This is a genomic window from Roseomonas haemaphysalidis, assembly GCF_017355405.1.
Classification (GTDB): Bacteria; Pseudomonadota; Alphaproteobacteria; order Acetobacterales; family Acetobacteraceae; genus Pseudoroseomonas; species Pseudoroseomonas haemaphysalidis.
In genome coordinates, this window is sequence record NZ_CP061178.1 from 280,948 (window position 1) to 295,960 (window position 15,013).

The 15,013-nt window shown below is 70.7% G+C and carries 12 protein-coding genes; 2 read left to right on the forward strand and 10 right to left on the reverse strand.

The genetic code is table 11. The annotated features are described in order from the left end of the window. The 10 genes from IAI59_RS18885 to IAI59_RS18930 all read right to left on the reverse strand — a co-directional run bounded on the left by IAI59_RS18885 (window position 1) and on the right by IAI59_RS18930 (window position 13,033). Window positions 1-4,152 carry a cellulose synthase subunit BcsC-related outer membrane protein gene (locus tag IAI59_RS18885; RefSeq protein WP_207443882.1) on the reverse strand — a complete coding sequence of 1,384 codons (4,152 nt, stop codon included), beginning with the start codon at window positions 4,150-4,152 and terminating at the stop codon, window positions 1-3. Window positions 4,153-4,594: 442 nt separating this feature from the next. Then, window positions 4,595-4,795 (reverse strand): hypothetical protein, encoded by a 201-nt coding sequence (locus tag IAI59_RS18890; RefSeq protein ID WP_207415929.1) that lies wholly within the window; start codon window positions 4,793-4,795, stop codon window positions 4,595-4,597. A gap of 128 nt (window positions 4,796-4,923) precedes the next feature. After that, a complete protein-coding gene (locus tag IAI59_RS18895) occupies window positions 4,924-6,303 on the reverse strand; it encodes an amidohydrolase family protein (protein WP_207416092.1) in 1,380 nt (459 codons plus the stop codon). 26 nt (window positions 6,304-6,329) lie between these two features. Next, window positions 6,330-7,907, reverse strand: coding sequence for an ABC transporter substrate-binding protein (locus IAI59_RS18900; protein ID WP_207415930.1), 1,578 nt, complete (start codon window positions 7,905-7,907; stop codon window positions 6,330-6,332). Between the two features lie 27 nt (window positions 7,908-7,934). Further along, window positions 7,935-8,762, reverse strand: coding sequence for an ABC transporter substrate-binding protein (locus IAI59_RS18905; RefSeq protein WP_207415931.1), 828 nt, complete (start codon window positions 8,760-8,762; stop codon window positions 7,935-7,937). 25 nt (window positions 8,763-8,787) lie between these two features. After that, window positions 8,788-9,681 (reverse strand): polysaccharide deacetylase family protein, encoded by an 894-nt coding sequence (locus IAI59_RS18910; protein ID WP_207415932.1) that lies wholly within the window; start codon window positions 9,679-9,681, stop codon window positions 8,788-8,790. After that, complete coding sequence (locus IAI59_RS18915; protein WP_207415933.1) at window positions 9,668-10,492, reverse strand: ABC transporter substrate-binding protein; 825 nt, start codon at window positions 10,490-10,492, stop codon at window positions 9,668-9,670. Before IAI59_RS18915 ends, IAI59_RS18910 begins: the two co-directional genes overlap by 14 nt. A gap of 11 nt (window positions 10,493-10,503) precedes the next feature. Next, window positions 10,504-11,268, reverse strand: coding sequence for an amino acid ABC transporter ATP-binding protein (locus tag IAI59_RS18920; protein WP_207415934.1), 765 nt, complete (start codon window positions 11,266-11,268; stop codon window positions 10,504-10,506). Next, window positions 11,265-12,095 carry an amino acid ABC transporter permease gene (locus IAI59_RS18925; RefSeq protein ID WP_207415935.1) on the reverse strand — a complete coding sequence of 277 codons (831 nt, stop codon included), beginning with the start codon at window positions 12,093-12,095 and terminating at the stop codon, window positions 11,265-11,267. Before IAI59_RS18925 ends, IAI59_RS18920 begins: the two co-directional genes overlap by 4 nt. Further along, window positions 12,092-13,033, reverse strand: coding sequence for an N-carbamoyl-D-amino-acid hydrolase (locus IAI59_RS18930; protein ID WP_207415936.1), 942 nt, complete (start codon window positions 13,031-13,033; stop codon window positions 12,092-12,094). The genes IAI59_RS18925 and IAI59_RS18930 overlap by 4 nt, the downstream gene beginning before the upstream one ends. Before the next feature lie 121 nt (window positions 13,034-13,154). Between IAI59_RS18930 and IAI59_RS18935 the strand changes: the two genes are divergently transcribed. Both IAI59_RS18935 and IAI59_RS18940 read left to right on the forward strand, forming a co-directional pair. Next, complete coding sequence (locus IAI59_RS18935) at window positions 13,155-14,093, forward strand: LysR family transcriptional regulator (protein ID WP_207415937.1); 939 nt, start codon at window positions 13,155-13,157, stop codon at window positions 14,091-14,093. 52 nt (window positions 14,094-14,145) lie between these two features. After that, complete coding sequence (locus tag IAI59_RS18940; RefSeq protein ID WP_207415938.1) at window positions 14,146-14,949, forward strand: SDR family NAD(P)-dependent oxidoreductase; 804 nt, start codon at window positions 14,146-14,148, stop codon at window positions 14,947-14,949. The last annotated feature ends 64 nt before the right edge of the window (window positions 14,950-15,013 follow it).

Genomic DNA, 15,013 nt, shown 5'->3' on the forward strand with positions numbered 1-15,013 from the left:
TCATGGCCGGGCCGGCGCGCTGGCGGTCAGGTCAGGCCCGAACTGGTCGAAAGCGTAGCGCAACCGCACCAGCGCGGCGGCCTGGTTCCAGTCGCCGCTGCGGTCGTAGGTGGCCAGCGCGCCGAGCCGCAGGTTGCGCGTCAGGTCGTATTCCACCTCGGCCCGCAAGCCGCCGACCACGCCGTTGCCGGAACTGCCGCGGTAACGCGTGGTGAGCGAGGCATCGCCGGCCGAGGCCGCCACCAGCTGCGCCTGCAGCGACGGGTTGTTGGGGAAGACGTCGCTGTCGTCCTCGCGATAGGTCTGCCAGCCGACGGCGCCGCCGAGACGCAGCCGGAGGTCGCCGTAACGCTTGCGCCAATCGGCCTGCACCACCGCCGCGAACTGCGACTGCGGGCTGAAGTAGCCACCCTGCCCCAGCGTGAAGTAGCGCAGGTTCCGGTCATGCGCCGCGTAGCGGGCATCGACGCCCAGCACCAAGCTCTCGTCCGGCCGGCGCAGCACCGTCCAGGCGATGCCGCCGCCAAGGTCGAACCGGGTGTTGCTAGCGACGTTCTGGCCGTCGATCGACGCATAGCCACCGCCGCCATACAGCACCACGTCGGGCGTGGCCGCGTATTCCAGCTGCCCCCGGCCGCCGGTGCGCACCACATTGCCCCAGCTGATGCCGGCGCGGCTGTCATGCATGCCGCCGTAGGACAGCAGGCTGTCGGTCACCGCGCGCCGCTCGCCCGTCAGGCGCAGCACCAGGCTGCGGGTCAGGTTCGGCGCGTATTCCACGCCGCCGACGCCCGTGGCCAGCCGAAAGCCGAGCGGCGTGGTGCCGATGTCGGCCTTCACCGCGCCATAGGCGTAGCCGACGTTCAAGGCCACGCCGGTCGCGCGGCCATCGGTACCAGACGGGTCCACCGTGCCGGCACCCGCCAGCGGATTGGTGGCGTATTGCCGCCGCGCCGCCAGACCGCCATCCAGCGAGCCGGCGTTGAGCACCACCGTCTCGGCCCGCGCCGTGGCGCGGCCGCCCAGGCCCGGCACGATGCCCGACACCTCGACCGGCACCGTCACCTCGTTCAGCCGGCTGAGGCCGCCGCTGCCGGAGCGGGTGCGGAAGCCCACCCCGCCCTGGATCCAGGTCAGCGTGTCCTGCCGCGCCGCCGCAAGCTCCGTGGCGATCTGCGCGGCCATGGGGTCGGAGATCTCGGCGCCGCCTGTGTCGGCCGCGCTGCTGCGCAGGCGGGCGGCCAGCAGCCCGGCATCGCCGGCCGCCGTGCGCGAGCCATCGGCCTGCAACTGCGCGTAGCGGCGCACGCCGGCGCTTTCCAGCGAACGCAGCGCGCGGCGGTAGTCGCCCTGCGCCCGCGCCAGGCGGGCATCCAGCATCATCACGCGCGGGTCGGCCGGATTGCGGGCACGCGCCTGCGCCAGCAGGGCCTCGGCCCGCGGCCAGTCGCGGCGCTGCATGGCGGCGTCGGCGGCGATGGTCATCGCTTCCAAGTTGGCGGGGTTGCGCGCCAGCACCGCATCGGCCACCGCCTGGGCTTCCACCGAGCGGTTGCTGGCCAGGTACACGCGGGCCAGCGCCAGGTTCACCGGCACGCTGTCCGGCATGGCCTGCAAAGCGGGGCGCAGCTCGGCCAGCGCGGCATCCTGGTCGCCCCGCGTGGTGGCCTCGCCCGCACTGAACAGCGCGGCGCCCGTGGAGAGTTCCGCAATCTGCCGGCGCTGTTCCGCCGTGGTGGCGGGCTCCCGCAGCAAGGCATCGGTCAGCTGCCGGGCTTCCGCCGGGCGACGGGCGGACAGCAGCGCGCCGGCGAGCTGGATCCGCGCATCGGCGGAAGCGCCGGGGTTGCTGTTCAACGCCGCCTGGGCAGCCCGCACGGCAAGGTCGTCCTGCCGCAGCCGGCCGAATGCGCGCACCACGCCGGCACCGGCCACGCCGGACGGGTCCGGCCGCGCCGCCAGCGCCAGAAGCCGCTGCCGCATGTCGCCGGTCGGATCGGCCAGCGCCTGCTGCTCCAGTTGCGCGATGTCCTGCTGCTGGCGGGCCTGGGCCAGCAGCCGGGTGGCGTCGGCGCTGCGCAGCCGGTTGGGGATCGACTCCAGACGGGTGATGGCGGTGCCGTACCGCTCCTGGTCCAGTGCCAGTAGGGCGGCGGCATAGGCCGCGTCGTTGCCCGGCAGCGCGGCCAGGGCCTGTTCCTCCTGCGCCGCCGCTGCCTCGTCGCCCTGGCTGCGCAGCAGCCGGATGCCGTCCAAACGGATCCAGGGGCTGTCGGGGTCGAGCGCGCGGGCCTGGGCCAGCAGCGCCAGCGCCTGTTCCGGGTCCTCGGCGCGGGATGCCTCGTCACGCAACGCGGCGGCGCGGCGGGCGCCGGTGCCGCCCGCGGCGGCGAAGCCCGGCTCGGCACGCAATGCCTCCGCTTCCGCGAAGCGGTTCTGCTGGGTCAGCGACTCGTACAGGCCGCCCAGCGCTTCCGACAGGCCGGGGCGGCGCGCCAGCGCGGTGCGGAAGCGGGCTTCGGCCGTGGTGGCATCATTCCGTCGCAATGCGATCTGGCCCAGGATGACCTCGGCCTGCACCTGCTCGTTGCTGTTGCTGCGGGCGGCGCGGCGGGCCAGGTCATCGGCCCGGTCCAGTTGCCCGCGCTCCAGCGCCTGCCGTGCCTGGACAGAGGGACTCGGCGCACCCCTTCCGCCCCCCGCCTGCTGGCGGCCACCCTGCCCCCCGCCGCCGCCGCCACGGCCGCCGGCCAGCAACGCTTCCAGCTCCTGCCGCTGCGGGCCGGCGTTGCTCAGCGCGCGTTCGCGCAGCGCCGCCGCTTCCTGGGCCCGGCCCTGACGCGCACGGATGTAGCTCAGGCCGGCCAGGGCCGGCGCCTCGTCCGGGCTGCCGTCCACGATGCGCTGAAATTCGCGCTCGGCTTCCGCCATCTGATTGGCCCGCAGCGCCAGAAAGCCGAGACCCACATACATGCGGTCGAACTCGGCCTTGCGGCTGCCATCGGCGGCGATGGCCCGCTCGCGGAGCTGCCGGGCCTCGTCCAGCTTGCCTTCCTGCAGCCGCACCACGCCGAGGCCGGCCAGCGCGCCGGCATCATTGGCATCGCGCGCCAGCGAATCGTTGAAGGTGCGCTCGGCTTCCGTGCGGTCCTTCTGCGCCAGATAGGCATAGCCCATCCAGTCAAACATCTTCCGGAACTCGGCTTCGCGCTCGGGGGCGATGGCCACCGCGCGGTCGCGCAGCTGACGGGCTTCCTCCAGCTTGCCTTGCTGCAAGCGCACCATGCCGAGGCCGGCCAGCGCCGTCGGCTCGTTGCCCTGGGCGGCAATGGACGTCTGAAACAGGGTTTCGGCCTTGGCGATGTCGCCGCCGTTCAAGGCTTCGAACCCGTCCATGCGGGCCTGGGTCGCCGCGTCCGGCAGCGCCTGCTTCGCTTCGACCACCTTCTGGTCGATCTGCGGGTCGGTCGGGTTGCTGGCGAGGTAGGTGTTCAGCGCCTCGATCAACTCGCCGCTCGGCCCCTGCCACAGCAGTGCCTGACGCCACGCGGCCTTGGCCGCCGTGCTGACGGAAGGCACGCGCGCCAGGGTGGTCAGCGTGTCGATGCCCTGGTAGCGGGTGGTTTCGCGGTAGGTCTGGATCTGCGCCAGCGTCAGCTTCAGCCGGGCGTTGTCCGGGTCCTTTTCAAGCAGGCCGCGCAGCGCCGCGATGGCTTCGCGCGAGCCGGCCAGGTCAATACCCGCCAGGGTGCGGTAGAATTCCGGCACGATGCTGTCGGGAAAGCTGTTGTTGGGAAACAGCTCACGATAGCGGGCCACGGCATCCGCGGCGCGGCCGGACTGCGCCAGGCCACGGGCATCCTCCAGCGCCTTGCGGTCCTCGGCGCTGAAACGCCGCTGGTGCTCGATGCGGCCGATGCGCGGGTCGTTCGGTGCCACGCGGCGCAGGGTGTTGAGAAAGCCCGCTGCCTCGTCCGTGCGGCCCAGTTCGCCGGCGATCTCGGCGGCGGTGGCCAGCGCGTCCGGGTCGCGCGGGTTGCTGGCCACCAGACGCTCGGCGGCCGTGATCGCCATGTCCGGGCGGCTTTGCCCGCGCCAGTATTCCACCTGTTCGGCCAGCGTCGCCTGAGCGGGGTTCTCACCCGTCTGCACAGGGCGGGCGGCGGCGGGCGCTGCGGGCTGCGGTGTCTGCGCTCTGGCGCCGCCGCCGGTGAGCAACAGGGCACCGACCACGAGCCTCAGCGCGGGAACGCCCTGCCTGGCAGCCGTCCTGCCCTGCCCCGGTTGCCGGTTCCGGCCGCCGCGCCGAGAGTCGCCTGTTGTCATCCGATCAAATCCGCTGCCCAGACTGCGCCATCCCGCCCGGGCCGGACCCGGATGTCAGCGCAAGGGCCGACATGCCGGGCCCATCTGCGCCCACCGCGATTTATGGTGGGATGTCTGCAATTTGAAAAGCGTAACCTGCACCAGAAGTAAATTTATACTCTCTGAGTGCAATCAAACCACGCCGGCACGTCCTGGGTGGCGACCACAAACGCAACGGGGCCGGGCAGCAGTGCTGCCCGGCCCCGTCGGCCACATCACCCAGCGCGGATCAGCGCGGCGAGCCGGTGCCCGGCTGGGTGTTGATGATCGGCGTGCCCGGCGGCGGCGGGGCGGAAGCGCGGGGCTCGGCCGGGCGGCCGCCTTCCCGGACCACTTCACCCGAAGCGGGGCCGCGCTGGTTGCTGGGCGAGGGCGCGCAAGCGGCGACCAGCAGTCCGAGGCCCAGAACGGCCAGGGTGATCTTCCTCATGGTCATCTCTCCTTTTCCTGCTGGCGAAACGGCAGGGGCGCCGCTGCCCGTCCAGGGTAAGGGTTCAACGTGCGCATGCGCCACAGGTTGTCCGGCGGCGCATTTTTTTGCCATGCCCAAGGCTGCCTTCATCCGGCAAAGGCGGCACGGGCTTCCGGCAGGTCCCAGATGCGCTGGATCGCGCGCGCGCCGGCGGCGGTGATGGCGTGCTCGTCCCCCACCAGCAGCGTGCCGCCGTGCAGCAGCAGCCGGCCATCGACCATCACGGCATCGATGTTGGCGCGGTTGGCCAGCCAGGCCAGGGCCCGCAGCGGATCGTGCAGCGGTTGCAGGTGCGGGTGCGTCAGGTCCACCACCGTCAGGTCGGCCGTGGCACCCGGCCGGATGGCGCCCAGGTCATTCCGGCCCACCGCCGCCGCCGCGTCCCGCGTCACGGCGCCGAGCAGCTCCGGCGCGGTGGCCACGTCAGCGCGGCCAGTGGTGATCTTGGAAATCAGCGCGGCGGCGTTCATCTCGCCCAGCAGGTCCATGTTGTAGCCGTCCGTGCCGATCACGGTACGCACGTCATGCGCGCGGAAGCGGGCATAGGAGGCAGTGGTGCCGGCGCGGGCGAAGACGCGCGGGCAGTTCAGCACCGTGGCGCCGCGCGCCGCCATCAGGTCGAGATCCGAATCGCTGGAGCTGATGCAATGCGCGGCCAGCAGGTCCGGCGCCAGCAGGCCCAGCCAGTCCAGGTATTCGGCCGGGGTGCGGCCGCCGTGGCGCCGGCCGATGGTCGCCACTTCCTGCGGGCTTTGCGCCAGATGCGTGGTGATGGGCACGCCCAGCTCCCGCGCCCGCGCGGCGCAGGCGCGCAACAGGTCGGGCGCGCAGGTGTCGGTGGCATGCGGGCTCATGGCCAGGCGGATGCGGCCATGCGCGGCCCCCTCCCACCGCGCGTGGAGCGCGTCCCAGGCGGCGAGGTCGGCGGCGCCGTCATCGCCTGCGTAGGTGACCTCGCCGCTGGCATCGGCCTTGGCGTCGGCGGTGGAGAACAGGTATGGAGCGCCCCAGAAGCGGATGCCCATCTCCTCCGCCGCGTCGAACATCTCGGGGATGCCGTTGCGGAACGGCTCCATGACGCTGGTCGCACCGCCCTTGAGCAACTGCAGAATGCCGAGGCGGGCCACCGCCATCCGCTCCTCGCGCGACAGGATCTCGATGCCGCGCTTGGTCAGCGGCAGCAGCACCGTGTAGACGATGCTTTCGTTGTTCTTGCGCCCGGCCCCGTCCTCGGAATGGGTGCGGGCCACGGCCTCGCTGAAGCAGTGGTTGTGCAGGTTCATCAACCCGGGCAGCACGATGCGCCCTGGTGCGTCCAACACGATGTCGGCGCGCGGGCGCTCCGTGGTCAGCGCCGCGATGCGGCCGCCTTCCGTCAGCACCCAGTGGTCGCGCAGCACGCGGGGCGCGCCGTCAAGCTCCGTCAGCACGAAGCTGCCGAAGATCGCCGTGCTCTGCTCGGTCATCATTGTCTCCTCCCTTCCGGTTCGCGTCAGGCCGGCCGCACGTTCCAGAAGGTCGCGGTGCCGCGGTTCACGCCGGTGATCTGCTTGCGATACGCCGTGGGCTGCCGGTACAGGCCCAGCGGGTAGTAGGGCACCTCCTGGAACGCCACCTGCTGCAGCTCGGCGCAGATGCGCTGCTGCGCGGCGAGGTCCGGTGCCGCCAGCCACTGCTCGCGCAACGACTCGATCGTCTTGCTTTCGAACCAGCCCGGATAGCTGGCGTCGCCGCGCAGCGTCAGGTGGCCGGCGGGGTTCAGCCAGTCGATGCCCTGCCAGTTGGACACGAAGGCACTCCAGCCCCCCTCCTCCACCGGCGTCTTGCGGTTGCGCCGCGTCAGCACCGCGCCGAAGTCCAGCGCCTGATAGTCCACGTTCATGCCCGCCTGCTGCAGCATGCCCGCCGCAACATCGCCCAACGGCTTCTGAGCCAGCGAATCGGCCGGCACCAGCAGCACCACCTTCTCGCCCTTGTATCCGGCGGCGGCGAGGTCGCGCTTCACCTTGTCCCAGTCGCGCGGGCCGCGCAGCACGTCGAGCCCGGCCTCGCTCGCCATCGGCGTGCCGGGCGCGAAGAAGCCCACCGGCGTCTGCTGGAAGGCGGGGTCGTCCCCGGCGACGGCGGTCATGAAGGCCGCCTGATCGATCGCGCCCATCAGCGCGCGGCGGATGGCGGGGTTGTCGAAGGGCGGCTGCAAGGCGTTGACGCGCATGTTGCAGCAGAAGCCCAGCCGGTCCAGCACGTCGATGGTGACGTTGCGGTTGCGCTTCAGCAGCGGCAGGAGGTCGTGCGGCGTGGTTTCCTGCCAGTCCTGCTCGCCGGACTGGATGGCGGAGGCACCGGTCGCCGCATCCGGCATGGTGGTCCATTCCACGCGGTCGTAGTGCACGCGCTTGGGGCCGGCGGTCCAGTCGCTGGTGCCGCCCTCCCGCGGGCGGTAGCCCTCGAAGCGCTGGTACACGTTGCGGGCGCCGGGCACCCGCTCATCGGCCACGAAGCGGAACGGACCGCTGCCGATTACCTCGGGGATCTGCTTGAAGGGGTCGGTATTGGCCAGCCGCTCGGGCATCATGAAGCAGGCTGGCACGGCGGCCTTGCCCAGCGCGGTCGGCAGCAGCGGGAACGGACGCTTCAGGCGGAAGCGGATGGTGCGGTCGTCGGCGGCCGAAAGCTCTTCCGTCGCGGCCATCAGCGCGCCGCCCAGGGCGTCGCGCTTGGCCCAGCGGCGGATGCTGGCCACGCAGTCGCGCGCCGTCACCCGCTCGCCATCATGCCACAGCAGACCGTCACGCAGCCGCAGGTCCCAGCGCAGCCCGCCGTCCTCCACCACGTGGCCTTCCAGCATCTGCGGCGAGACCTGCAGGTTGCTGTCCATGCCGTAGAGCGTGTCGAACACCATGAAGCCGTGGTTCCGCGACACCTGTGCCGTGGAATAGACCGGGTCCACGAAGGCGAGGTCGATCACCGGCGTGAAGCGCAGCGTGGTGGCGGAGGCGGCGCGGACGGCGGCGGGCAGGCCGAGCGCGGGCAGGGCCGCGGCGGCGCGCAGCAGGGAACGACGGTGCATGCAGGCTACTCCTGGGACGCGGCGCGCTTACTCGCCGGCGTCGATGGTCACGGCGGTCAGCGCCTGGCGCTCCAGTCCGTGCTTGGTGAGGATGGCGAGGTAGGTGCCATTGGCCATCAGCCGCGTCAGCGCGCCGGCCACGGCATCGCGCAGCGGTGCCTGTTCCTTGCTGAAGGCGAGGCCGGACAGGTTGCGCGAAATGGGCGCGCCCACCGCCACGAAGGTGCCGGGGTTCTGCTGCGACAGGTAGACGACGTATTCGGCGCCGAGGATGGCCCCCTCCGCCCGGCCCTGCTGCAGGTCGGTGCGCGCGGCGGCGGCGCCCTCGGTGCCGATCACCCGCATTGGCGGGCGGCCCTGGGCAACGCAGTTGGCCTCGCTCCAGGCCTGGGCCTGGGGGAAGTAGTTGGTGGTGCGGGGCGTGGCCACGCTGCGGCCGCAGAAATCGGTCGGCTGCGTGGCGCCGCGCAGCTGTGCCGTGGTGGTGAAGATCTGTGCGCCAGTGCTGATGTAGTCCACGAAGGTCAGCTGCTCCCGCCGCGACGGCAGGTCGGTCATCGAGCTGCCGTTGAAATCGATGCGCGCGGTGGTCAGCGCCGGGATCAACTGCGCGAAGGCCATCTCCTGGAAGCGCAGGGGGATGCCGAGTTCCTTGCCGATGGCTTCCACGAGATCGACATTGACGCCGCGCCGCTCGTTGGTGGCGGGGTCCTTGTAGGCCATCGGCGGATAGGTCGCCTCGATGCCCACGTTGATGTGGCCTTGCTGGCGGATGGCCGCCGGCAATTCCTGCGCGACAGCAGGCACCATGATCGACATGGCGGCGATACCGGCCGCGACAACGGTGTTCTTCATAGTGCCTGCCTTTGCTGTTCGTGGGTTAGCCGCCGGCCTCGCAGGCGGCGAAATGCGCCGCGATCTGCTCGCCCGTGGTGATCCAGACGTCGCCATAAGTCCGCGCGTGCTCCAGGAACTCGCGCAGGAGGCGCAGGCGCATCGGCCGGCCGCTGCATTGCGGGTGCAGCACGGTGGTGGCCATGGCGCCCCAGTCGCGCAGCTCCGCCAGCTCGTCGGTCCAGAGCGACAGCACCTGCTCGCGCGTCAGCAGCGTGTGGCGGCTGTAGCGCTGCGACAGGCCGAGCAGCCAGTCGTCGTAGCTGGCCGTCACCGGCAGCTCCACCAGCCCCGGCGTGCCATCTGCCAGCAGGTGGCGATAGGGTCGCACGTCGTCGCGGAAGGAGGAAGTGTAGACCAGCCCGCGCGCCTTCAGCAGCACGCGCAGCTCCTCGCAGAACTCGCCGGAGGGTGCGCGATAGCCCTTGGGCACCACGCCAAGGCGGCGCTTCAGCGTGTCCAGCCCACGGTCCACCTCCTCCACCAGCATCGGGTCGCCGGGCTGGGGCATCAGGTGGTGGAAGCCGTGGTGGCCGATCTCGTGGCCATCGCGCAGGATTGCCTCGCACATCGCCGGATGCGCCTCGACCGACCAGCCGGTGATGAAGAAGGTGGCCTTCAGCGCCTGCTGCCGCAGCATCTCCAGCAGCTTCGGCGTGCCGACGCGCGCCTCGTAGCCGCCGAAGGACATGGTCACCAGCTCGCCGTAGCGGGCGGGGTCCTTGGCGGTCCAGGCGCTTTCGGCGTCCACGTCGAAGGACAGGAACATCGCGGCCTGGTTGCCGTCGGGCCAGGGGTATTCGGGCGCCAGCGGCGCCCGGTTGGCCGGCAGGAGCGGCAGGGCGTCAAGCCCCGCCTTCAGCCCATCAGTTGCCGCCATTGATCTGCACTTCCGGGATGGCGGAGGGGGTGAGCTGCCACTTGGCCAGCAGCTTGGCGTAGGTGCCGTCGGCCACCAGCGCGCGCACGCCATCGGCCAGCGCCTGCTGCAGCTGCGCCTCTTCCTTGCCCACCGCGATGCCCATCAGCGTGTAGCGCACCGGCTCGCCCACCGGGGCGTAGGTGTTGGGTTCCAGGCCCATGATGTAGGGCAGCGTCTCGCCACCCTGCATGGCGGCATCGATGCGACCCTGGCGCAGCTGGGTGCGCGCGTCGGCCGAGCCCTCGGTGGGGACGTAGTCGATGGCCGGGCGGCCCTTGGCGACACATTCGGCATCGCTGAAGGTCTTGATGTCATTCGGCAGCGCGGTGCGGCGGCTGGCGCCGACCCGCTTGCCGCACAGCGCCTCCGGCGTGGCGAACTCTCCGGCGCGGCTCGCCTGGGTGAAGAACTGCGAGCCGCTGCGCAGGTAGTCGATAAAGGTCGCGGTTTCCTGCCGCGGCTTCAAGTCGCTCATGCCGGACAGGATGATGTCCACGCGCCCGGTGCGGACGGAAGCCAGCATCTGGTCGAAGCTGGTTTCCTGCCACTGCATGCGCACGCCAAGCTTGGCGGCCAGGGCGTTGCCCATCTCGACGTCGAAGCCGGTCAGCTCGTTGGTCGCGGGGTCGCGCATCTCCAGCGGCGGGTAGTTCGGCACGATGGCGGCGATCAGCGTCCCGCGCGAGGCGATGCGCGAAGGCAGCTCGGCCGCCTGGGCGATGGTCGTGGTCGCCAGCAGCGCGGCGGCGAGGGCGAGGGTCTTGTTCATGGCGGCGGCTTTCAGGACAGGACGGCGGACAGGAAGGCCTGGGTCCGCGCCTCGCGCGGGTTGCCCAGGACGGCATCGGCGGGACCCGATTCGACGATCGCGCCATGGTCCATGAAGACCACGCGGTCGGCCACCTCGCGGGCGAAGCCCAGCTCATGCGTGACCACGATCATCGTCATGCCGGAACGGGCAAGCTCCTTCATCGCGGCCAGCACGTCGCCCACCAGCTCGGGGTCCAGCGCGCTGGTCGGCTCGTCGAACAGCATCAGCTTGGGGCGCATGCACAGCGCGCGCGCGATGGCCACGCGCTGCTGCTGGCCGCCCGAGAGGTTGGCCGGGTAGGAATCGGCCTTCGCCTCCAGCCCGACGCGGGCCAGCAGCGCGCGGGCCTCGGCCTCCACCTCGCGCTTCGGGCGGCGCTGCACCTGCACCGGGCCCTCCATGATGTTTTCCAGCGCCGTCATGTGCGGAAACAGGTTGAAGCGCTGGAACACCATGCCGGTCGCCAGCCGCTGCCGGGCGATCTCGGCTTCCGGCAGCTTGTGCAGGCTCTGGCCCTGGATGCGGAAGCCGGTCAGCTCGCCATCGATCCAGATGGCGCCGGCATCCGGCTCCACCAACTGGTTGACGCAGCGCAGCAGCGTGGTCTTGCCGGAGCCGGAGGCGCCGATGATGCACAGCACCTCGCCCGCCTTGACGTCCAGCGACACGCCCTTCAGCGCGTGGAAGCTGCCGAAGTGCTTCTCGACATTGACGATGGAAACCAGCGGGCTCATCGGCCGCCTCCCGCGCCGCGCGAGAAGCGGCGTTCCAGCAGCATCTGCGCCGGCGTCAGCACGGACACGACGACCAGGTACCAGATGCCGGCCACGATCAGCAGTTCGATCACCCGTGAGTTGGCGTAGTAGATGTTCTGCGCGTTGTGCAGGATCTCGGCGAACTGGATGACGCTGGCCAGCGAGGTCAGCTTCACCATGCCGATAAATTCATTGCCCAGCGGTGGGATGATCACGCGCATCGCCTGCGGAAACACGATGCGGCGCAGCGCGCGCAGCCGCGTCATGCCGATCGCCTTGGCGGCCTCGTATTGCCCGGTATCGACCGACAGCATGCCGCCGCGCACGACCTCCGAGGTATAGGCCCCCTGGTTGATGCCGAGGCCAAGGAGTGCTGCCAGCGCCGGCGTCACGACATCGACCGTGCGGAACGACCAGTCGCCGAAGCCGAGGCGCGGGAAGACCAGCGCCAGGTTGAACCACAGCAGCAGCTGCAGGATCACCGGCGTGCCGCGGAACAGCCAGGTGTAGCCCATGGCCACGCCCTGCAGCACCGGGTTGGGCGACATCCGCATGATGGCGGTGCCGACGCCGAGCGCGATGCCCAGCGCCATGGCGGCGATCGACATCCAGATGGTGTTGACCAGCCCCTGCAGGATGGCCGGCGCGGTCAGAAACCGGCCGACGTAGTCCCACTCGATCTGCCCCTGCGCGAAGGCCCGGACCAGCAGCACCAGCAGCACCAGGATGACGGCCACGGCCAGCCAGCGCCCCCAATGGCGCGACGGCACATGCCGGAAGCCCGAAATATCCGGCAGTGCGCTCATGCCGGCGCCTGCGCGCCGACTTGGTCGACGATGCGACGGTAGTGTTCCGGCCGGCGGTGGCTGGCGAAGTGGAACATCTTGTCCTTGCCCTGGCGCACGGCGTCGAGGTCGATCTCGGCGCAAACGATCTCGTCGGCCAGCGTCTGCGCCTGGGCCACCACCACCCCATCGGGGCTGACGATGCAGGAACCGCCGATAAGGCCGGAGCCATCCTCGTCGCCGGCCTTGGCGACACTGACCGCCCAGGTGGCATTCATGTAGGCGTTGGACTGCGCCGCCATGGTGGAATGGAAGGTGCGCAGCTTGGCGTCCTCCGTGCTGCCGCCGTTGGGGTCGTAGGCGGCGGAGTTGTAGCCCATCACCATCAGCTCCACGTCCTGCAGGCCGTAGACCCGCCAGGCCTCGGGCCAGCGGCGGTCGTTGCAGATCAGCATGCCCATGACGGGGCGGTGCCAAGCCTCGGCGCCGCGAAAAGCCGGGAAACCCAGGTCGCCGTACTCGAAGTAGCGCTTTTCCAGCTGCTGGAAGCGCGACCCCTCGCGCGGCTCCACGCTGCCGGGCAGGTGCACCTTGCGGTACTTGCCCAGGGTGGCGCCGTCCGGCCCGACCGTGATGGCGCTGTTGTAGTGCAGGCCTTCCGGCGTCTTCTCCGCGTAGCCCACATAGAAGCCGATGCCGAGCTCCCGCGCCCGGTCGAACAGCGGCTGCACCTGGGGGTTGGGCATGGCCGTCTCGTAGTAGCTTTCCAGCTCCTCGCCGCTCAGCAGCCAGCGGGGGAAGAAGGTGGTGAAGGCGAGTTCCGGGAACACCACCAGCTGCGCCCCCTGCGCCGCCGCCTGTTCCAGGAGGGACACCATGCGGCCAAGGGTGGTGGCGCGGGGCTCGGCCTTCTGTGTGGGGCCCATCTGGGCGGCGGCGATCCGGAGTTTGCGGGGCATGCGCGTGATCCTGGTCTTATGGCTGTTGCGCCCACCGTCGCACAATCTCAGGGCAGTTCAAGCGGCTGAACCATTTGAAATGCGGCACAACCAATCATTCAGGTTATACCCTGCCTGAATCATGACCCTCCGACAGCTCGAAATCCTGCGCGCCGTGATCCGCGGGGAAACCACCACCGCCGCGGCCCTCGCCCTCAACATGTCACAGCCCGCGGTCAGCAGCGCCATCCGCCACATGGAGGCCCAGCTCGGCTTCGCCTTGTTCGAGCGGGTCAACAACCGCCTGTTCCCGACGGAGGCCGCCCGCGTGCTGCAAGAGGATGCCGAGCCGCTGTTCGCCATCCACGCCGCCCTGGAGCTGAAGCTGCAGGACCTGCGGGACGACAAGATCACCCGCCTGCGCATCCTCAGCACCCCGCCGCTGGGCCACGCGGCCATCCCCGCGGCGCTGGAGGCCTTTCTCCGGCGCCACCCGCGGTTGCGCATCTTCTTCGACGTCCGCAACCTGGACGAGGTGGTGCGCAGCGTGGAGGGCGGCACCACCGACCTCGGCTTCGGGCTCGGGCTGGGCCATCACCAGGGGCTGGAGGCACGCCCGCTGTATGCCGGCCGCATGGTCTGCGTGCTGCGGCCGGACCACCCGCTGGCGGCCCTGCCGGTGGTCACGCCGCAGGACCTCGCCGCGCATCCCTTCATCGCTCTGGAAGATGGCACGCGCATGGGCATCGCGGTGCGGGATGCCTTTCTCGCCGCCCGCCAGCCCTTCGCCTTCCGGGCCGAGGTGCGCTACTGCGACACCGCCTGCGTGCTGGCGGCCTCCGGCCTCGGCGCCGCCGTGGTGGACCCCTTCTCGCCGACGCGCGACGCTGCGGGCCAGCACCTGGGGGAAGCCGCGCGCGGCCTGACGGTGCGGCCCTTCCTGCCCGCCATCCCCTCCGTGGCGCATGCCTTCTGGTCGGCGCGCCGGCCGTTGTCGCAGACCACCCGGCAATTCCTGGGCGAGGTGATGCGGGTGCTGGAACGCACCGTGCCCGGCCTGCCGGGGCAGCACAGCCTGTAACCATCGGGCCGCGAAGGCATTCTGCTTGGCGTCGCTTCGCAGGATGGATCGCATGAATTACGGACTGGAGGGCCGCGTCGCCCTGGTGACCGGTGCCGATTCCGGCATGGGCTTTCAGACCGCCACGCTGTTGTTGCGGGAAGGCGCCAAGGTCTTCATCACGGACCAGTATCCGGACAGGTTGGAAGCGGCGCTCCGGCAACTCCGTCCCCTGGGGCAGGTGGACGGCGCGCCCGCCGGGCTGACGGACGCGGCGGCGGCCGAGGCCGTGGTGCGCCAGGCCACGTCGGCCTTCGGCACGCCGGACATCCTGGTCAACTGTGCCGGCATCACCGGCAAGCAGGGCGACTTTCTGGAAGCCACGGACGACGACTGGATGGAGGCGCTGAACACCAACCTGATGTCGGCGGTCCGGATGGCGCGTGCCGCCCTGCCCGGCATGCGGGCCAAGGGGTGGGGCCGCATCGTGCTGGTGGCGTCCGAGGACGCCGTGCAGCCTTATGCGGACGAGCTGCCCTATTGCGCCAGCAAGGCCGGCATCCTGAACCTCGCCAAGGGCCTGTCCAAGGCCTATGCCAAGGACGGCATCCTCACCAACACGGTCGCCCCCGCTTTCATCGCCACGCCGATGACGGACGCCATGATGGACAAGCGCGCCGCCGAGCGCGGCACGGACAAGCAGGAGGCGATCGAGAGCTTTCTGAAGGAGGAACGCCCTACCCTGGAGCTGAAGCGGCGCGGCGAGGCCGAGGAGGTGGCGGCCGCCATCCTGTTCCTGTGCTCCGCCCAGGCGTCCTTCGTCAACGGCGCCAGCATCCGGGTGGACGGCGGCTCCGTCGCCAGCATCGCCACCTGACCGGCGCCCACGTCTGGCCTTCGGGCGCCGCGCGGCCTAAGAGCCCGGCGCCCGATCGGAGCGG